This is a genomic window from Planotetraspora sp. A-T 1434, from assembly GCF_025420585.1.
Taxonomy (GTDB): Bacteria; Actinomycetota; Actinomycetes; order Streptosporangiales; family Streptosporangiaceae; genus JAOEGB01.
The window spans coordinates 35309-53254 of the sequence record NZ_JAOEGB010000033.1 but is presented as its reverse complement, the minus strand read 5'-3'; the positions used below and the strand labels follow the sequence as shown (position 1 = coordinate 53254).

General features: G+C 71.5%; 19 protein-coding genes. 12 read left to right on the top strand and 7 right to left on the bottom strand.

Features of this window, described 5'->3' with window-relative positions; all coding sequences use genetic code 11:
• Positions 1 to 245: 245 nt before the first annotated feature.
• The 3 genes from N5079_RS31075 (at position 246) to N5079_RS31065 (ending at position 3645) form a co-directional block, all read left to right on the top strand.
• Entirely contained in the window at positions 246 to 1547 is a 1302-nt protein-coding gene (locus N5079_RS31075) for a glycosyltransferase family 4 protein (RefSeq protein WP_261587738.1), read from the top strand.
• Entirely contained in the window at positions 1544 to 2380 is an 837-nt protein-coding gene (locus N5079_RS31070; protein ID WP_261587737.1) for an undecaprenyl-diphosphate phosphatase, read from the top strand. Before N5079_RS31075 ends, N5079_RS31070 begins: the two co-directional genes overlap by 4 nt.
• Before the next feature lie 107 nt (positions 2381 to 2487).
• Positions 2488 to 3645, top strand: coding sequence for a mandelate racemase/muconate lactonizing enzyme family protein (locus N5079_RS31065; protein ID WP_261587736.1), 1158 nt, complete (start codon positions 2488 to 2490; stop codon positions 3643 to 3645).
• 42 nt (positions 3646 to 3687) lie between these two features.
• Here the strand turns inward: N5079_RS31065 and N5079_RS31060 are convergent, their stop codons facing one another.
• The 5 genes from N5079_RS31060 to N5079_RS31040 all read right to left on the bottom strand — a co-directional run bounded on the left by N5079_RS31060 (position 3688) and on the right by N5079_RS31040 (position 8242).
• Positions 3688 to 4857: a hypothetical protein gene (locus N5079_RS31060; RefSeq protein ID WP_261587735.1), complete on the bottom strand. Its 1170-nt coding sequence runs from the start codon at positions 4855 to 4857 to the stop codon at positions 3688 to 3690.
• Positions 4854 to 5174: a PadR family transcriptional regulator gene (locus N5079_RS31055; protein WP_261587734.1), complete on the bottom strand. Its 321-nt coding sequence runs from the start codon at positions 5172 to 5174 to the stop codon at positions 4854 to 4856. The genes N5079_RS31060 and N5079_RS31055 overlap by 4 nt, the downstream gene beginning before the upstream one ends.
• A 142-nt stretch (positions 5175 to 5316) precedes the next feature.
• Complete coding sequence (locus N5079_RS31050; protein WP_261587733.1) at positions 5317 to 6033, bottom strand: ferritin-like domain-containing protein; 717 nt, start codon at positions 6031 to 6033, stop codon at positions 5317 to 5319.
• Positions 6034 to 6307: 274 nt separating this feature from the next.
• A complete protein-coding gene (locus tag N5079_RS31045; RefSeq protein ID WP_261587732.1) occupies positions 6308 to 7132 on the bottom strand; it encodes a ketose-bisphosphate aldolase in 825 nt (274 codons plus the stop codon).
• A gap of 111 nt (positions 7133 to 7243) precedes the next feature.
• Positions 7244 to 8242, bottom strand: coding sequence for a 1-phosphofructokinase family hexose kinase (locus N5079_RS31040; RefSeq protein ID WP_261587731.1), 999 nt, complete (start codon positions 8240 to 8242; stop codon positions 7244 to 7246).
• A gap of 335 nt (positions 8243 to 8577) precedes the next feature.
• Between N5079_RS31040 and N5079_RS31035 the strand changes: the two genes are divergently transcribed.
• A complete protein-coding gene (locus N5079_RS31035; protein ID WP_261587730.1) occupies positions 8578 to 9357 on the top strand; it encodes a mechanosensitive ion channel family protein in 780 nt (259 codons plus the stop codon).
• An 83-nt stretch (positions 9358 to 9440) separates the two neighbouring features.
• Here N5079_RS31035 and N5079_RS31030 read toward each other — a convergent pair whose 3' ends face one another.
• A complete protein-coding gene (locus N5079_RS31030) occupies positions 9441 to 9749 on the bottom strand; it encodes a DUF6401 family natural product biosynthesis protein (RefSeq protein ID WP_261587729.1) in 309 nt (102 codons plus the stop codon).
• Positions 9750 to 9775: 26 nt separating this feature from the next.
• Positions 9776 to 10369, bottom strand: coding sequence for a nucleosidase (locus N5079_RS31025; RefSeq protein ID WP_261587728.1), 594 nt, complete (start codon positions 10367 to 10369; stop codon positions 9776 to 9778).
• Positions 10370 to 10759: 390 nt separating this feature from the next.
• On the opposite strand from N5079_RS31025, the gene N5079_RS31020 reads away from it, so the two are divergent.
• The 8 genes from N5079_RS31020 (at position 10760) to N5079_RS30985 (ending at position 17941) form a co-directional block, all read left to right on the top strand.
• Positions 10760 to 11326, top strand: coding sequence for a CGNR zinc finger domain-containing protein (locus N5079_RS31020; protein WP_261587727.1), 567 nt, complete (start codon positions 10760 to 10762; stop codon positions 11324 to 11326).
• A 288-nt stretch (positions 11327 to 11614) separates the two neighbouring features.
• Entirely contained in the window at positions 11615 to 12049 is a 435-nt protein-coding gene (locus N5079_RS31015) for an ester cyclase (protein WP_261587726.1), read from the top strand.
• A 77-nt stretch (positions 12050 to 12126) separates the two neighbouring features.
• Positions 12127 to 12831, top strand: a complete 705-nt coding sequence (locus N5079_RS31010) for a response regulator transcription factor (protein WP_261587725.1) — start codon at positions 12127 to 12129, stop codon at positions 12829 to 12831.
• Positions 12828 to 14345: a sensor histidine kinase gene (locus N5079_RS31005; protein ID WP_261587724.1), complete on the top strand. Its 1518-nt coding sequence runs from the start codon at positions 12828 to 12830 to the stop codon at positions 14343 to 14345. The genes N5079_RS31010 and N5079_RS31005 overlap by 4 nt, the downstream gene beginning before the upstream one ends.
• 41 nt (positions 14346 to 14386) lie before the next feature.
• On the top strand, positions 14387 to 14941 hold the full coding sequence (locus N5079_RS31000) for a hypothetical protein (RefSeq protein ID WP_261587723.1): 555 nt from the start codon (positions 14387 to 14389) through the stop codon (positions 14939 to 14941).
• Positions 14938 to 15978: a peptidoglycan-binding domain-containing protein gene (locus N5079_RS30995; RefSeq protein ID WP_261587722.1), complete on the top strand. Its 1041-nt coding sequence runs from the start codon at positions 14938 to 14940 to the stop codon at positions 15976 to 15978. Before N5079_RS31000 ends, N5079_RS30995 begins: the two co-directional genes overlap by 4 nt.
• Complete coding sequence (locus tag N5079_RS30990) at positions 15975 to 16724, top strand: ABC transporter ATP-binding protein (protein ID WP_261587721.1); 750 nt, start codon at positions 15975 to 15977, stop codon at positions 16722 to 16724. Before N5079_RS30995 ends, N5079_RS30990 begins: the two co-directional genes overlap by 4 nt.
• A complete protein-coding gene (locus N5079_RS30985) occupies positions 16718 to 17941 on the top strand; it encodes an ABC transporter permease (RefSeq protein ID WP_261587720.1) in 1224 nt (407 codons plus the stop codon). The genes N5079_RS30990 and N5079_RS30985 overlap by 7 nt, the downstream gene beginning before the upstream one ends.
• Positions 17942 to 17946 lie beyond the last annotated feature (5 nt).

Here is a 17946-nt window from a genome sequence, read left to right as displayed (position 1 = left end):
ACGGCGGTGTAAAAGCTGCCGCGTTCCAAGTGTGCCATGCGCCCATGCCCCCAGACAGCGCACGGCAGGAAAGGACCCTGGGGTGTCACAGGCGCTCAATCCGCTGGACGCCACCTCGCTGCTGACCACCCGTACCAGTGGTGCGCGCCTTTCGCTGCCCCGGGTGCCAGCCGCCGCCGTATCTGCCGCCCCCGGGCGGCGTGGTTGTCACCGTCTCTCTGAAGAGACCCGATGAGGGACGCGTCATGAAGATCACTTTTCTGATCCACAACGTCTACGGGATCGGCGGCACCATCCGCACCACGCTCAATCTCGCAGGCGCGCTCGCGGGGCGTCACGAGGTGACGATCGTCTCCCTGTTGCGCGATCGCGACCGCCCCCGGTTCGCGATCGACCCGCGGGTGACGGTGACACCACTGGTCGACCTGCGTGAGGACGCGCCCGACGCGGCGAATCCGCTGCTGCGCCGGCCCGCCGAGGTCTTCCCCGCCGCCGAGAAGCGCTACGGGCAGTACAGCAGGCTCACCGACCAGCGGGCCGAGGAGTATCTGCGCGCGTGCGACGCGGACGTGATCATCGGCACCCGGCCGGGCATCAACGTCTACCTGGCCCGCTTCGCCCCGCCACATGCGCTGCGCATCGCCCAGGAGCATCTCACCCACGACTCCCACAGCAAGGGGCTGCGCGCCGGACTCGCACGCGCCTACCGCATCCTGGACGCGGTGGTCACCACCACGGAGGCGGACGCCGGCGTCTATCGGGCCAGGATGCGGCTGCCGGGCGTGCGGATCCTCGCCATGCCCAACAGCGTGCCCGACCCCGGCCTGCCGTCCGCCGACGGCACTGCCAAGGTCGTCGCCGCCGCCGGCCGCCTGGTCCGCGCCAAGCGGTTCGACCTGCTCATCGAGGCGTTCGCCGAGGTCGCCGGCGCGCACCCCGACTGGTCGCTGCGCATCTACGGCGTGGGGACCGACAAGCAGCGCCTTCAGCAGTTGATCGACAGCCATGGCCTGCGCGGGCACGCGAGCCTGATGGGCGCGGTCTCGCCCATCGAGGCCGCGTTCGCCCAGGCGTCGATCGTCGTGAGCGCCTCCGACGCCGAATCCTTCGGCATGACCCTGGTCGAGGCGATGCGCTGTGGCGTCCCTGTAGTAAGCACGGACTGCCCGCTCGGCCCCGCGGAGATCATCGACGATGGCGCCGACGGCCGCCTGGTCCCCGTCGGCGACCGTCAGGCGCTGGCCGGCGCGCTTCTCGACCTGATCGCCGACGAGCCCGCCCGTCGCCGGATGGGGGAGGCCGCCCGCATCGCCGCTCGGCGCTTCGATCCCGCCCCCATCGCCCGCGCCTACGAGGACCTGTTCACCGAACTGGCCGCCACGCGCCGCTCCCGCGACCGGCTGCGCCACCAACCCCGGTGGCACAGCCGAGTGCGCCGGGCTCTGGGCAGCCTGCGGCGTAATCTGAGCGCCCCCCTTGTGCGCCATCCCGGCACGGCGCATGCCGTTCGCCCGCCGGACCACCCACCTCAGAGATGGATCCCATGAGTGCTATCAGTGTCAGCCAGGCCGTCGTGCTGGGAGTCGTGGAGGGGGTGACGGAGTTCCTCCCGGTTTCCTCCACCGGCCATCTGAAGATCACGGAAGGACTGATGGGCATCCCGGTCGACGACACGTCCGTGGTGGGGTTCACCGCCGTGATCCAGGTCGGCGCGATCGCCGCGGTGCTGGTCTACTTCTTCAAGGACATCGTGCGGATCGTCTCCGCTTGGGGCCGCGGCCTGGCGAACCGGCGGGAGCGCGACAACCATGACTACAAGTTCGCCAGGTGGGTCATCTACTCGACCATCCCGATCGTGGCCGTGGGTCTTGCCGCCAAGCCGTTGATCGAGGGGCCGCTGGCCTCGCTGTGGGTGGTAGCCGGCTCGCTGATCGCCGGTAGCGGCGTGATGTGGGCGGCCGATCGGATGGGCCGCCACAAGCGCGGCGAGGAGGACACCTCCCTCAAGGACGCGATGCTCGTGGGCTGCTCGCAGATCCTCGCCCTGCTCTTTCCCGGCTTCTCCCGCTCGGGCGCGACGATGTCCACCGCCCTGATCTTGGACCTGGACCGGGTAGCGGCAACGAGGCTCTCGTTCTTCCTCGGCATTCCCGCGCTGACCGGTGCGGGGCTGTACGAACTCAAAGACGCCGCCGGCGCCGGGGTCGGCGCCGCGCCGCTCATCGTGGGCACGGCCGTCTCCTTCGTGGTCGCCTACGCCTCCATCGCGTGGCTGCTGAAGTTCGTCGCCCGGCACTCCTTCAATGCCTTCGTCATATACCGGATCATCATCGGAACGCTGCTCTTCGCGCTGCTGGGCACCGGAGTCCTCACCGCCTGAACGATGACCATGCGCCCCGGCAGCACCCTCCGCAGCCGTGTCGAACGCGTCCAGGGCGAGGTCGTCCTGCGCGCGAGCAGCGCACCTCCTCCGGTGAAAGGATGTCCGTGAACCTGAACGACCTGACTGTGGACCGTGTGGAAACCTACGCGGTCGCCCTGCCCACTCTGCGCTCCTTCGGCGTCTCCGGCGGCTCGGTCGCCGTCGCCGGGCGCCCGAGCATCCGCGTCCTGGTCAAGGTGAGCGCCGACGGCGTCCACGGCTGGGGCGAGGCGACTCCGATCCCCGCCTGGACGTACGAGACGGCCGAGTCGATCGTCACGACCATCGACCGCTATCTCGCGCCGGCGATCCTCAGCCGCCCCGCCTGGGATCTGGACGGCGTCACCAGGCTGTTCGACCGGGCCATCAACCGGGGGTTCTCCATCGGCGCGCCGCTGGCCAAGTGCGCGGTCGACGTCGCGCTGCACGACCTGCTGGGCCGGGCGGCGGGCGTGCCGGTCGGGGTGCTCTGGGGGCAGCGGCGGGCCGAGGAGATCCAGCTCGCCTGGATCGTGTCCGGCCAGACCCCCGCCGAGGTCGCCGAGGCCGTGGCGGAGGGAAAGGAGGCGGGCTACCGCGCGTTCAAGGTCAAGATCGGACTGCACGACGAGGAGACCGACCTGTCGGTGGTGGCCGCCGTCCGCGACAGCGCCCCCGAGGCGCCGCTGTGGGTGGACGCCAACCAGGGCTACACCTGCGACGCCGCGCTACGGCTGGCCGGACGGCTGCTCGACCTGGGGGTGACCGCGTTCGAACAGCCACTGCCCGCGAACGACGTTGCCGGGCTGCGCAGGCTCCGTGACTCCTCGCCCCTGCCCGTGGCGCTCGACGAGAGCCTGCGCCACCCCACCGACCTGGCCACCTTCGTCAAGCTCGGGGCGATCGACGTGGCCATCGCCAAGGTCCAGCGCAGCGGCGGGCTCACCCTCTCGCGGCGGCTGTGCCAGCTCGCCGAGGACTCGGGGGTCCGGCTCATGGGCTCCGGGCTGACCGACTCAGACCTCGGCCTGGCCGCGTCGCTGCACCTGTTCGCGGCCCACGGGATCACCGGCCCGGTGGACCTCAACGGGAGGCAGTTCATCGCCTCGCCGTACGCCTCGGGGACGACCGTCAAGCTCGCGGCCGGCGTCGCCCAGGTCCCCACCGCCCCCGGTCTCGGCGTCGAGGTGGACGAGTCCGTCGTCCGCGAGCTCGCGGTGAACGTTCTCGAACGGCGCGACTGAGACATGCCGCTCCGGCGGAGCGTGCCTTGCCGGCCGCCGGATTCACGAGCCGACCTGACCGCCCGCCCCCGAGGGGATCCGTTCTCCTCGCGGGCCGGCGAACAGGGCGAGCATCCCGGCCACCAGCGTGGCGACGACCACGAGGACGGCCGCGCCTTCCTCCCCGGCGGCCGCGCCGATGAGGGCGAGAACCGCGCCCGCGACGGTCAGCGCCTGGAGGCCGCGCGTGAACCGGCGGGTCGCGGGGCGCATCATCGCGCCGAGCACGGCGACGAGCAGACAGCCCCAGATCAGGCCCGCTATGTACTCGTCCCCGGCCTCCAGCCGGGACAGCGCGTGCCGTACGGCGGGCGGCCCGGCGCCCCGCGGGACGATGCCGGGCATCTGGTCGGGGAAGAGCAGGAACGCCCCGTAGCCCAGCAGGGCGACCACCGCCGCGCAGACGGCGCCGGCGCACAGCACTGTCATGAGGGCCTGCCTGGCGCTGCGCGTCCGCCAGGCGACGACGACCATCGCCGCCCCCGGCGCGCCGGCCACGACCAGGAGCAGCCAGAGGCCGTGCCCCGGCAGGCCGTCCGCGAGCGGCGGCAGGACGCGCTCGAAGGGCAGGACCAGGAAGCACGCCAGGCCTGCGACCAGACCCGCGCCGATGCCGGACAGCAGGCAGGCGGGGCCGGCCGTCGAGCCGCGGGCCGTGATGGCCAGTGTCACGACGGTGTAGAGCACCAGCGTGATCATGCCGGGCAGGAGGCCGTCTTGCGGTCCCAGGAGCTGCGGTCCCCGGTGGTCCATGACGGAAACCACCAGGTAGCCGCATGCCAGGGCGTACCCGGCAGCTCGCACCGCACGGGATGTCCGGGACCGTCCCACCGGGCCGAGCAGGCCCGGCCTGCCGCCCCGCCAGGCGAGCGCCGCGAGGACCGCCACCAGGGCGATGATCTCGAATCGGGCCCCGGGATAGGTGACGCCGCCGGCCAGCACCAGCGTCACCGCGGCGGCCGTCGCCGCGAGGTGGCCCAGGGCACGCAGCGCCGCCGGCTGCGCCAGCGCCACCCGCACGCAGCCGAGGGCGAAGCCCAGACGGGCCCGTCCTCCCTCGACCTGGAGGAGCTCGGCCCGCATGGCCTGGCCCCAGCCCCGTCTGGCGGCGGGAAGGAGCCGGACGGCCAGGGCGACCAGCGCGCCCGCCACGTCGCGTGGCGGCCGGCTCACCAGGCGCTCCGCAACTCGCCCCGGACGCCGGGCCTGTCCCGCTCGACGGCGTCGGCCGCGACCTGTGCGGCCAGCGCGAGGCCACTCCCGGTGAGCCGGTACAGATGCCGGGGAGGCCGGCCCACGGGAGGATCGGACTCCCACGAGGCCTCAAGCAGGCCCCGGTCGGTCAGCCGCATCAGGATCGGATACAGCGAGCCGGCCTTGATCCCGACCTGCTGGCCGAGCTCGTAGCCGTAACGCCAGGTGGAGGGGTCGGCCGCCAGGGCGGCCAGGACTTTCACCGTCTGCGGGGAGGGGCGTCTCGTCCGGGTCACCCAATAACTCTATCTAGGTAGACTTTCCTCTGGCAAGGTCGCCGAGGCGCGTGAGCGACCCGCGCGCCGCCAGGATCAGGGCTGCCACCCGAGCTGGTTCGGCGCCCGCAGATCGCGCCAGAGGTCTACTGGACGGAAAGGGTCACCGGGTCGGTGACATCACGTCGGCGACGACGGTGCGGAAGCGCGCCATGACGTCGTCGATGAAGGCGGTTCGGGACACTCCGACCTCGCGTAGGGCGTGACCGTGGTCGAGCGCGACCACGGTCACCGTGCCGGCCAGCAGCAGCCACCACAGGGCCGAGGCGGTCGCCCGCGACAGGCGGGAGGACCGCTGGAAGGACCGCCGCAGCCGGTAGCAGTGGAACGGCACGTGGCGAAGCTCGTCGGCGAGGATCCGGCCCGCGACCTCCGCGGCGAGGGGGTCGCGGACGCCGTCACGCACGCTGCGGTAGTAGCTGAGCGCGACCACCTCCGCGAGCATCAGGACCATCAGTTCCGCGCGCAGGCCGAGGAGCCGGCGCAGCCGGACGAAGGCGGTGTCGGTCCAGTGGTACGGGATCGTCGCCGCACTCGCCGCATCCAGCAGGCGGCCCAGCAGGCGGGCGTGCTCGCGCTCCTCCGCGACGAACAGGCGGACCGCGTCCGCGTACACGGAGTCTCCCGCGCGGTCGGCCTTGGCCGTGAGGCTGCGACCGTCGCCGTCCTCTCCCACCTGGAACCGCTGGAGGCTCCGCACCAGGGCGGGCGCCAGCCGCGCTCCCCGGCTCCAGTCGGGGTCGCCCCACGTCCACCGGAGCAGCGCCGCGCCCTCGAAGTCGCGCAGCCAGGGCGTGAAGTCGCCGGTATCGGCTGTCATGGCCCGCAATCTAGAAAGCCGGTGTGCAGATTCCGGGGGTGAAGTTGTAGAGGTTCGGCGTTGGTGGGATGCGAAGCGGGATCACATGGCGGGGCCTGCTCGAACCGCCCGATCGACTCACCGACGTCCTCCGGTCGCGGCGGAGGCGCCCCAGCCCGCTGAGATGGACGAGTGGGGCAGCCCGGTCCGGGAGCCGACGCTCGGCGAGGCATTCGGCGGCCGGTAGGCCTCGGGGTGTCCGTCGATCCGGGCGCGTGGCTCGTCGACCCCGTCCTCAGCCCGCGAGGACGCCGAGGAGATGCGTGACCTCGCGGGCGACGGCGTCACGGCCGTGCCTGACGTAGGTCCGCGAGTCCACCGCGGAGGGGTTCGCCGCGAGGTAACCGCGGACGGCTTCGGTGAAGGCCTTGTTGAGGTGGGTGGCGATGTTGATCTTCTTCATGCCGTGCCGTACGGCGGCGCGGATGGTCTCGTCGGGGACGCCGGAGGAGCCGTGGAGCACGAGAGGCACCGGCACGGCGGCGTGGAGCTCGGCGATCAGGGCCAGGTCGAGGACGGCGTCTCTGGTGGTCATCGCGTGAGAGCTGCCCACGGCCACCGCGAGGGCGTCGACGCCCGTCCGCGCGACGTAGCCGGCGGCCTCGCCGGGCCTGGTCCGGGCGCCGGGCGCGTGCGCTCCGTCCTTGCCGCCGATCTCGCCCAGCTCGGCCTCCACCCAGACGCCGCGTTCGTGGCACCACGCGGCCACGTCGGCGGTCGCCGCCACGTTGGCCGCGTCGTCGAGGGCCGAGGCGTCGAACATCACCGAGCCCAGGCCCAGCCGTACGGCCTCCTCGACCAGCGCGCGGTCGGTGGCGTGGTCGAGATGCACGGCCACGGGCACGGCCGCGGCGTGGGCGACCGCGAGTGAGGCCGCGGCGATCGGCGCCAGCGCGCCGTGGTACTTGACGGCGTTCTCGCTGATCTGCAGGACCACGGGAGCCCCGGCGGCCTCCGCCCCCGAGACGATGGCCTCCGCGTGCTCCAGCAGGATGACGTTGAACGCGCCGACACCCGCGGGCGCGTTCCGAGTGATGTCGTCGATGCCGACGAGGGGCATGGCCGGTGTCTCCGTTTCCAGGGGTCGAGCGAGTGGGGGAGCGGGCGGGCGGAACCGAGATCAGAGGACCGGAGTAAGGGATCGGCGTCGGGGATCGGCGTCATGTAGGCGTCATGGAAACGGTGTGATGGTGATCGCGGGGTGGAGGGCGTCGTAGACGCCGAGGTCGAAGTCGCCCGCGACGGGAGCGGCGACCGCGGCGGCGCCGAGCGCGGTGGCGCGCCTCAGCCGCTCCGGCCACGGCATCCCCTCCACGAGGCCGAGAGCGAGCCCCGCGACCAGGGCGTCTCCCGCGCCGGTGGGGTTGCCGGCCAGCGCGTACGGCACGCGCGCCCGCCATGATCCTTGAGGGGTCACGGCCAGCAGCCCGTCGGCGCCGAGCGAGACCACGACCGACTCGGCTCCGGCGTCCCGCAGCACCGCCGCCTCTGCCGCGCCGGGAGGCGGCTGCGGGACGCCTGGAGGCGGCTGCGCCGAGCCGGCCGGGATACCGGGGAGCACGGCGCGGGCGAGCTCGTCGGCGTTGGGTTTGACGATCGTGGGACGGCCGGTCACGGCGTGGCGGAGGGAGGCGCCGTCGGCGTCCACGATCGCGGGAACGCCGTGGTCGGCCGCCATGGCGGTCAAAACGGCGTAGAAGTCGGCGCGTACGCCACGAGGCAGGCTGCCGGACATGACGACGGCGTCGGCCTGAGCGAGTAGCCCTCGGTAGTGCGAGAGAAAACGGGCGATCTCCTCGGCGGTCACGACCGGGCCCGGCTCGTTGAAGAGCGCGTTTCCGCCGGCCGTACGGTGCGACGCGGGGACGGCGGGATCGATCTCGGGGTCGGAGACCACGAGCGTGGTGCGGGACTCGGCGGCGATGGGCGTGAAAGCCGCGGCGATGCCCGCCAGGGCGAGGTCGGCCAGGACGGCGTCGCCGGTAGGCCCTCCGGCGACGCCGGTGGTGATGACCTCGTGGCCGAGAGCTGCGAGCACGCGGGCGACGTTGACGCCCTTGCCGCCCGCGCGCCGGTGGACGGCGCGGACACGGTTGACCCCGTTCCAGTCGACGCCGTGGACGAGGTACGTGACGTCGAGAGCGACGTTCAGCGTGACGGTAAGGATCATGCCCGGGGCCGGGGGGCGTTACAGGGGCGTTCGTCCGTCATCGGCGGTTTCCTTCGTGTCGCCGCTACGCGGGGGAGGACGGGGGTGGGTGCGGACGGTCATGCCGAGGGGAGTTCATTTCTGCATCTTTCATAACACTATTGGACACTTTTGTGCAGATGCCGTCCGTGAATCAGGCGTGCTCGGGCCGGAGACGCGGCGGACTTTCCAGGCTCCGATGTGGTCCGTCCTGGAAAGGGCAAAAGTTCGGTGGGATGTCGGGAAACCTGCGTCCCCCTCGTGTCCCGCGGTGAGTGGACTCGCCCGCTTCGGAAACACCCCCGTTTGGTGAACCCATGAGGGGGGTCATGGCCATGGACCTACGTCAGGGCCTGTTGGACGCATGGCGGCAGATAGCCACATTCGTTCCAAAGTTCATCGGCTTCATCGTCGTGCTGATCATCGGCTGGCTGGTGGCCAAGCTGCTGGAGAAGGTCGTCGACAAGCTCTTGGAGCGGGTCGGCTTCGACCGGGCGGTGGAACGCAGTGGGGTGGGCCGGATGCTGGAGCGAAGCCGTTATGACGCCAGCAGCCTCATCGCCAGGCTTGTCTACTACGCCGTCCTGCTGTTCACGCTTCAACTCGGCTTCGGGCTGTTCGGCCCCAACCCGGTCTCCAACCTGCTGGCCGCGGTGGTCGGCTGGCTGCCCAAGGCGATCGTCGCGATCATCATCCTGGTGGTGGCGGGAGCGATCGCGCGTGCGGTCGGCGATCTGATCAACGGGGCGCTCGGGGGCACACGTTACGGCCGGTGGCTGGCCACCGCCGCGTCGGTGTTCATCTGGGCGCTGGGCATCATCGCCGCACTCAACCAGATGGGCATCGCGACCACCGTCACGACTCCCGTCCTGATCACCGTTCTCGCCACGCTGGGCGCCATCCTGGCCATCGGCCTCGGAGGCGGCCTGGTGCGGCCGATGGAGCAGCGCTGGGAACGCTGGCTGAGCAGGGCGGAGGCGCAGACGCCCGAGATGAGGGTCCAGGCGGAGGCCTACTACCGGGGACGGCAGGACGCCAGGCAGGCGCGGGCGGCGGAGCCGCAGGCCGGGGCGGCCAAGTCGGTGCCGCCCGAATGAGGCCGCCGAACAGGGCCGCCCGATAAGGCCGTCGGCTCTCGTTGGCCGACCGTCCGTGAGAAAGCGCGAATGAGGGCGCGGGCTCAGGCCGGTAGATCGTCGGTGAGGAAGCCGGACTCGCGTGCGAGCCAGCAGATCGCCGTCAGCCGGATCTCCGCGAAATCGTCGTCACCGGTGTACGTCCAGCCGGTTTCGCGAAGCTCGTCCAGGAAGCCCAGGAGGTAGTCGCCCAGCGTCTCCTGGTCCAGCGTGATCGCGTCTCGCACGGCGGCGGCGTGCTGGTCCACCGCCGCGAGCAGTCCCGGATCGCCGGCGGCCCGGGCGAGGTGGGCCCCCATCCTCTCCTCCAGCCACGTTAAAGGGGAGGTCGACCAATCCTCATCGAACACCATCGGTCCACCATAACGTCCCCCTCAAATCACCTGTCACCGGCCAGGTGGGAGGTGGCCCAGGCGGCCAGCGCGCGGGCGCAGTCCGCCACGGACTCCCGCCAGTTCCTGGCCGCGCCGTCTCCCGCGTCGTCGCTGACGTGTTTGACGAGACGGATGGGGACTCCCGCCTGGCTCGCGACGGAGGCGAGGGCGTACCCCTCCATGTCGACCAGGTCGGCGCGGGCGGCGAGCCGGTCCCGAGCGGCCTCATCGGAGACGAAGACATCCCCGGTGGCGAGGACGGGGCCGCCGGGGGACAGCGTCAACGGCGCCCCGTAGGTCTCCCCGGTGAGGCCGCGGAGCATCTCCGTGTCCAGATCGTGCTGGAGCACCGTGCCGACCTCGTGGGTGCCGGACCAGCCGGGGCGGAGCGCCCCGGCCGTGCCGAGGTTGATCACCAATGAGGGCAGGGGGCCGCGGCCCAGGACGGTCGCGAGCGAGGACGCCGCGTTCACCTTGCCCATGCCCGTCAGCAGCACCGGCAGGCCGAGGTCCAAGAAGTGGTCCAAGAACTGCGCCTCTTCCTTGACGGCGAGCACGAGGAGAGGCCGGTCGGGGGTGACTATGCCAGTTAGGTCCATGAGCGCACACATTAGATCCATCCGGGCGCACGGGCACTGTCCCAGGCTCAAGCCGTGAGAAGGTCGACGCCGAGGGCGATGACGCCCACGGCCCGCGAGGCGGCGCCGAGCCACAGGATCGCGATGAAGCGGTTGGGCCCGGTGACGTCGCGCCCGGCGGCGGAGGCGAAGAACCCCCGGACATCAGAACGGCAGCCACCGGAACACCCAGCCGCGCGGCCCGGCCCGCCCCGCCGGTGAGGGCGGTCGCGTCAGCCGGGAGTTGGCAGACCAGCCCCAGAGTGACCAGCACGCCGGCACGGGTCTTCCCTTTCCTCACTGTCTAGTTACGATATGCCAGTGACGTTAGATGCGACCGCCATCACTAGTCAACAGACTTTTGATAGTTACGTGGCCGAGTTCGCCGGGCTCGCCCTCCGGCTGGTGAACGACCTGGCCACCGAACGCGCGCACGGCCAGCGCGTCGAGCCGCCAAGGTCCGGGACCGATCAGCTGGAGGTGATCCGGCGTGCGCTGTCGGCGCACGACGGCCTGCACACGGCGCCCTTCGGCCCAGACGGTGCCGAAGTGCTGGTGGCCGCGGTGCGACGGCTCCGTGCCGCGATCGACGCATGCGTGGACGGCGACGTCCTGGGCGCGGCCGACGTGCTGAACGATCTGCTCGCGGCCCACCACGCCATGCCGAATCTCCACGGCCGGCCCGGGCTCCCGCTGGTGCTGGCCTTCCACGCGGTCGGCCAGGGCCCGGTGGACTCCTACATCGCCGATATGGCCACCAGCATCGCGATGATCATTGGCGCGGGTCGCGGCGCCAGGCTCGGCCGGTGCTCGGCCAACGAGTGCGATCGGGTCTTCTACGACACCACCCGCAACGCCTCGCGGCGGTTCTGTGATCTGTCCTGCCAGAACCGCGCCAAGGCGACCGCCTACCGGGCCCGGCGCTCCCGCGGCGGCTGAGTCCTCGGCACCTGTGAACCTGCCCCTACGCCACGCCGCCGGCGTGGCGCCGTACCTGAGAACCGGCAGGGGAGGGAATGGCAGGTCTACAGGGCGCGGCCTCGCCCGGGGGTGCTTGCTACGCGGCGGCGTCGGCGATCTTACGGCGCTCGCTGCCATCCAGGATCGCGTCGCGCACCTCGTCGACAGTCCCAGGTCGTTGCATTGCTATATGTCATGGTTTGTCACGATAAGTCTGGTAGGAGGCTGACGACGCCAGGTAGCGTTGCCGCCATAGGGAGGGTCAGCATGCTCACTGCATGGGAGACAAAAGATCGACTGTACGACGCGCTGAACGAACACGATCTGCACCGAATGCTGGAGTACTACAGGGCGGACGCCGTCCTGGTGACCCCGGTGGGCGTGGCCGAAGGTCTTGAGCAGATCGCCTGGTTCTACGAGCAGTACTTCAAGGCCTTCGCCGATCTGCGGGTCACGCCCTGGTACAAGGTCGCCTGCGACGATCCCGCGATCACGGAATGGACGCTCACCGGCACACATGGCGGGCCCCTCCTTCTGCCCAGCGGGGACGTGGTCGAGGGAACCGGCAGACATATCGCCGTCCGCGGATCCTGCGCGGCGCACGTCGAGAACGGCAAGATCGTCACACACCGGGAGTACTACGACCAGTTGGAGATGTACAGCCAGTTGGGGTTTCGGCTCCAACCGATCGGGCGGCAGTGACGCCTCAGCGATGTGAGGATTCTGAGGGCGCCCAGGCTTTGAGCGGGCGTTGAGGAACGTCCGGTAGACCAGGAGTCATGGAACGGCCCCCCAGTCCCATGGCCAAGGTGCTCGTCGTCGACGACGAGCCGAACATCCGCGCCCTGCTCTCACAGACATTGCGCCTGGTGTCCTTCGACGTGAGAACGGCCGAAAGCGGGTCGCGGGCGCTGACCGTGGCCAGGGAGTTCGAGCCCGACATCGTGGTCCTCGACGTGATGCTCCCCGATCTCGACGGGTTCGAGGTGGCGCGGCGGCTCGGCCAGGTGCCCGTGCTGTTCCTGACGGCCCGGGACACGGTCGAGGACCGGGTCCGGGGGCTCAGCATCGGCGCGGACGACTACGTCGCCAAGCCGTTCAGCCTGGAGGAGGTCGTGCTGCGGATCAGGGCCATCCTGCGCCGCAGCCGGGTGGCCGAGCCGCACAACGGCAACGTGCTCACCTACGCCGACCTGCGGCTGGATCCGGACGCGCACGAGGTGCGGCGGGCCGGGGAGCAGGTGGACCTGTCGCCGACGGAGTTCAACCTGCTGGCCTACCTGCTTACCAACGCCGGCCGGGTGGTGAGCAAGGCGCAGATCCTGGACAGCGTGTGGCGGTACGACTTCGACGGCGACTCCAGCATCGTCGAGTCCTACGTCTACTACCTGCGCAAGAAGATCGACAAGTGGGATCCGCCGCTGATCCATACCGTGCGCGGGGTCGGCTACACGTTGCGGCTTCCGCGCGGGGGCGACGCGTGAGAGGGCCGGACCAGTGGACGGTCCGCACCCGGCTGGTGGTCGCCGCGGTGGCGCTGACCGGCGTCGCGCTGGTGCTGGCCAACGCGGCCGGCCTGGGCCTGCTGCGGGACTACCTCGTGGACCGGCTGGACGAGCAGCTCCGCACGACCACCCAGATGGCGTCGATGACCCAGCCCCTGCCGTTCCCCCTGCCGGAGGGGAGAGGCGTCACGGTCCTGCCGTTCGAGAAGAAGGTCGTCGCACGAATCGTCGGAGACAGGCAGATCTTCCTGTTCACATCGCAGGGGAGGCTGGCCGGCGAGTTTCCGTCGGCACCGGGCAACCGGCCGGATCTCGGGCCGTACGACCAGATGCGGAAGGGCGAGCCGTACACGGTGCCGGGCACGGACGGGCCGTCGTGGCGGGTCATGGCGGTCGACCTTCCCGACGGCGGAGCCGTCGTGATGACGGCGTCGCTCGCCGAGGTCGAAGCCATCCAGAGATGGCTGCTCGCCATCGACGGCGGGGTCATGGCCGGCGTGCTCCTCCTGCTGGGCCTGGCCGCCGCCGCTCTGGTGAGGCTCGGCCTGCGCCCGCTGACCAGGATCGAGGAGACGGCCGGGCACATCGCCGCCGGCGACTTCAGCCGCCGTGTGCCGGACGCCGACCCGCACACCGAGCCCGGCCGCCTGGGCATCGCGATGAACGTGATGCTCGACCGGGTGGAGCGGGAGATCGCCGCGCGGGCCGAGTCGGAGGCGCGGATGCGCCGCTTCCTCGCGGACGCCTCGCACGAGCTGCGCACCCCGCTGACCTCGGTCCGCGGCTTCGCCGAGCTCTATCGCAGGGGAGGGACCCCGCCGGGGCCTCCGATGGACGAGACCATGCGGAGGATCGAGGAGGAGGCCACCCGGATGGGGGTGCTGGTCAACGACCTGCTCGCGCTGGCCGACCTCGACGAGGAACGGCCCATGGAGGCCCGCCCGGCCGACCTCCTGGAGATCGCCGCCGACACGATCCGCGACGCCCGCGCCCGCGTCCCCGATCGGCAGGTACGGCTGGCCGGGCTCGGCTCCTCGCTGAGCCCGGTCCTGGTGCTCGGCGACGAGGCGCGGCTGCGGCAGGTCGCCGCCAACCTCGTCGCGAACGCCCTCGCGCACACCCCGCAGGACGCGAAGATCACGGTCCGGGTGGGCACGGGCACGGCCGACACCTTCCCGACGGCCGCCGTCGGCTCGGGCCGGCCGGAGCCGATGGGCGTCTTCGAGGTGCGCGACACCGGGCCGGGGATCCCGGCCGAGCACGCGCCGCGCGTCTTCGAGCGCCTCTACCGGGTCAGCGAGAGCCGCTCCCGGGCCGCGGGCGGTGCGGGGCTCGGGCTCGCCATCGTGGCCGCGATCGTCAAGGCCCACGGCGGCCGGGTCGAGCTGCGCACGGCCCCTGGCTCCGGGGCCGCCTTCCGGGTCCTGCTGCCCTTGCGGGCGTCCCCGCACGAGATCACCCCGAGACCGGACTCCGAGGGTGCTCCGAGGTAGCTCCGGGCTCGTTCCGATCAGCGCCCACCAGCATCGGTCCCATGAGAAGGACACTTGTGGCGGTGGCGCTCCTCGCGCTCGCCGCCGGATGCGGACAGCAGGACGACACGGCGGGGGTCGCCTCCGTTAAGGGCACCGGGACCACCGGGACCACCGGGACCACCGCCCAGGCGAGCGCCGGTCCGACCGCCTCGGTGGATCCCGAGGAGCAGGGCAGGAAGTTCGCCCAGTGCATGCGGGACCACGGCGTCGACATGCCCGACCCGGATTCCGACGGCGGTGGCGGGGTCAAGATCCGCGTTGACGCGAAGGGCGACCCTTCCAAGGTCGACAAGGCGATGCAGGCCTGCCGCAGCCTGTCCCCGTTCGGCCAGAAGGGGCGCGAGATGACTCCCGAGCAGCAGGAGAAGGCGCGCGCGTTCGCGCAGTGCATGCGGGACAACGGCGTGGACATGCCCGACCCGGACTTCAGCGGCGGCGGCATCGGTCTCAGGATCGGCGGCCCCAACAGCAAGATCAAGCCGGACGACCCCAAGTTGAAGAAGGCCATGGAGGCATGCAGGGACAAGATGGGCCCGATCGGAGTCCCCAAGTGAGGGCGGTGAAGCTCGTCGCGGTGACCGGTGGCGCCGCGCTGCTCGCCGCCGCCGTGGCCGCCGCGGCGATCGGCGTGGGAGGAGACACCGGCACGGCCGCCGCCCAGCGGACGCCCCCGGCGACCGCCAAGGTCGTCCGGACGACGCTGACCGAGACCAAGACCGTCGACGGCACCCTCGGCTTCGGCGACACCGCCACCGTAACTGGGCGGGGGCAGGGGACGATCACCTGGCTTCCGTCGCCCGGCGCGACGATCACCCGTGGCCACGCCGTCTACAGCGCCGACGCCCATCGCGTGCCCCTCCTCTATGGGGGCACGCCCCTCTACCGCGTCCTCCAGAACGGCGTCGAGGGACGGGACGTCAAGCTGCTGGAGGAGAACCTGGCCAAGCTCGGGTACGACGGCTTCACCGTGGACGACGAGTTCACCTCGGCCACCCGGGAGGCCGTCGAGCAGTGGCAGGACGACCTGGGGCTCGCGGTCACCGGCCGGGTCGAGCCCGGCGACGTCGTCGTCCACGACGGCCGTCTGCGGGTGGCAGAGCTCAAGACCGCGCTCGGCGCCCAGGCGAGCGGCCCCTTGCTCACCTACACGGGCGCGACCCGCGAGGTCACCGTCGCCCTCGACGTCGCCGACCGGCATCTGGTGCGGAAGGGCCTGAAGGCCACCGTCGAGTTGCCCGACGGCGCCACCGTGCGTGGCACCGTCACCGGCATCGGGAAGGTGGCGACCGAGACCACCACGCAGAACGACACCACGACCACGATCGAGGTCGTCATCTCGGTCCGCGACGACAGGAGACTCAGGACCTACGACACCGCGCCGGTGGAGGTCACGATCGTGTCCGCGCGGCGCGAGAACGTCCTCGCCGTACCGGTCGGCGCCCTGGTGGCGCTCGCCGAGGGCGGGTACGGCGTGCAGGTCGTCGAGGGCCCCGCCACCCGCTATGTGCCGGTGAAGACCGGGATGTTCGCAGACGGCGACGTCGAGGTAACCGGAGCCGACGAGGACGCGACCGTGGTGGTGCCCAAATGAGCGAGGAGGGACAGGCCAAGGGATGGCAGGCGGAGAAGGGACCGGCAATCGTGGAGCTCCGGGACGTGAGCAAGGTCTACGGCGGCGATGTGGCCGCCCTGCGCGGAGCGAGCATGACCGTCCGGTACGGCGAACTCGTCGGCATCGTCGGCCCGTCCGGCTCCGGCAAGTCCACGATGCTGAACATGATCGGCACGCTCGACCGCCCTACGGGCGGAACCGTGCGGATCGCGGGCCACGACGTGGCGCGGCTCTCCGACAAGGAGCTGTCGGCCCTGCGCGCCACCACTGTCGGCTTCGTCTTCCAGCAGTTCCATCTGGCGTCGGGGGTGCCGGTCGTGGACAACGTGGCGGACGGACTGCTCTATTCGGGCGTCTCCATCCGCGAGCGGCGCAGGCGCGCGAAGGAGGCGCTGTGCCGGGTGGGGCTCGCCCACCGGTTCACCCATCGCCCGCACGAGCTCTCGGGCGGTGAGCGGCAGCGCGTGGCGATCGCCCGGGCGGTGGTGGGCGAGCCCGACCTGCTGCTCGCCGACGAACCCACCGGCAACCTCGACTCGGAGTCGGGCACCGGGGTGATGACGCTGCTCCGCGAGCTCCACGAGGGCGGCACCACCGTCGTGATCATCACGCACGACCGGGACATCGCCGCCGGCCTGCCCCGGCAGATCGGGATGCTCGACGGCCGCGTGGTCGACGACTCCCAAAGGGATCGGGCGCAGAATGAGCGGGTGCCGGCATGCTGACCACTCCGGAAGCGCCGCGTGCCGTACGGCTCGCGCCGGCCAGGCTCAGCCCCGGCGACGTGGTCCGGGTCGGCGGGGCGGGGCTGCGGGCCCGGCCGTTGCGCGTCTTTCTGTCCGCGCTTGGCATCGCGATCGGCATCGCCGCCATGCTTGGCGTGGTCGGCATCTCCGCCTCCAGCCAGGAGGACCTCAACCGCCAGTTGTCCGCCCTCGGCACCAACCTGCTCAAGGTCTCGCCCGGCCAGACGCTCTTCGGCGAGGGTTCCCACCTCCCGGCCGAGGCGGAGGGGATGATCGGCCAGATCGCGCCGGTCACGTCGGTGACCGCCATCGGGAACACCAGCGCCAAGGTCTACCGCAACGACCACATCCCCGAAGGCCAGACCGGCAGCATCTCGGTCCAGGCCGTCCGGCTCGACCTGCTGAAGGACGTGGGCGCCACGGTCGCCGGCGGCGCCTGGCTCAACGAGGCCACCCACCGTTACCCGGCCGTGGTTCTCGGGTCCAGGGCCGCCGACCGGCTCGGCGTCGCCGGGGCCGGCCCCGACCAGCGGGTGTGGCTCGGCGGGCAGTGGTTCACCGTCGTCGGCGTGCTCGCCCCGGTGCCGCTCGCTCCCGAGTTGGACACCTCCGCCCTCGTCGGCTGGCCGGTCGCGGAGGAGCGGCTGGGCTTCGATGGCTACGCCACGACCATCTACACCAGGGCCGCGGAGCGGCAGGTGGTCGCGGTGCGGGACGTGCTGGCGGCCACCGCCAACCCGGAGAACCCGAACGAGGTCGAGGTCTCCCGTCCGTCCGACGCGCTCGCCGCCAAGCAGGCCACCGACGCGACGCTGAACGCGCTGCTGCTGGGGCTCGGCGGCGTCGCCCTGCTGGTCGGCGGGGTCGGCGTGGCCAACACCATGGTGATCTCAGTGCTGGAACGCCGCGCCGAGATCGGCCTGCGCCGGTCGCTGGGCGCAACCCGGGGGCAGATCCGGTTGCAGTTCCTCGCCGAGTCGCTGCTGCTGTCGGCGATCGGCGGGGTCGGGGGAGTGGCCCTCGGCATCGGCGTGACCGCGGCCTACGCCACGTCGCAGGGCTGGCCGTCCATCGTCCCGGTCTGGGCGATGGCGGGCGGTGTGGTGGCGACGCTGGTGATCGGGGGAGTGGCCGGGTTCTATCCCGCGGTCCGCGCGGCCCGGATGTCGCCCACCGAGGCGCTCGCCACATCGTGACGGTC

Coding starts and splice junctions, on each gene's coding strand:
- N5079_RS31045 (WP_261587732.1), bottom strand. CDS start 7,132: ATGCCCCTCGTCGGCATCGACGACATCACTCGGAACGCGCCCGCGGGT.
- N5079_RS31030 (WP_261587729.1), bottom strand. CDS start 9,749: ATGGTGTTCGATGAGGATTGGTCGACCTCCCCTTTAACGTGGCTGGAG.
- N5079_RS30985 (WP_261587720.1), top strand. CDS start 16,718: ATGCTGACCACTCCGGAAGCGCCGCGTGCCGTACGGCTCGCGCCGGCC.
- N5079_RS31075 (WP_261587738.1), top strand. CDS start 246: ATGAAGATCACTTTTCTGATCCACAACGTCTACGGGATCGGCGGCACC.
- N5079_RS31000 (WP_261587723.1), top strand. CDS start 14,387: ATGAGAAGGACACTTGTGGCGGTGGCGCTCCTCGCGCTCGCCGCCGGA.
- N5079_RS31040 (WP_261587731.1), bottom strand. CDS start 8,242: ATGATCCTTACCGTCACGCTGAACGTCGCTCTCGACGTCACGTACCTC.
- N5079_RS31025 (WP_261587728.1), bottom strand. CDS start 10,369: ATGGACCTAACTGGCATAGTCACCCCCGACCGGCCTCTCCTCGTGCTC.
- N5079_RS31050 (WP_261587733.1), bottom strand. CDS start 6,033: ATGACAGCCGATACCGGCGACTTCACGCCCTGGCTGCGCGACTTCGAG.
- N5079_RS31070 (WP_261587737.1), top strand. CDS start 1,544: ATGAGTGCTATCAGTGTCAGCCAGGCCGTCGTGCTGGGAGTCGTGGAG.
- N5079_RS30990 (WP_261587721.1), top strand. CDS start 15,975: ATGAGCGAGGAGGGACAGGCCAAGGGATGGCAGGCGGAGAAGGGACCG.
- N5079_RS31035 (WP_261587730.1), top strand. CDS start 8,578: ATGAGGGGGGTCATGGCCATGGACCTACGTCAGGGCCTGTTGGACGCA.
- N5079_RS31015 (WP_261587726.1), top strand. CDS start 11,615: ATGCTCACTGCATGGGAGACAAAAGATCGACTGTACGACGCGCTGAAC.
- N5079_RS31010 (WP_261587725.1), top strand. CDS start 12,127: ATGGAACGGCCCCCCAGTCCCATGGCCAAGGTGCTCGTCGTCGACGAC.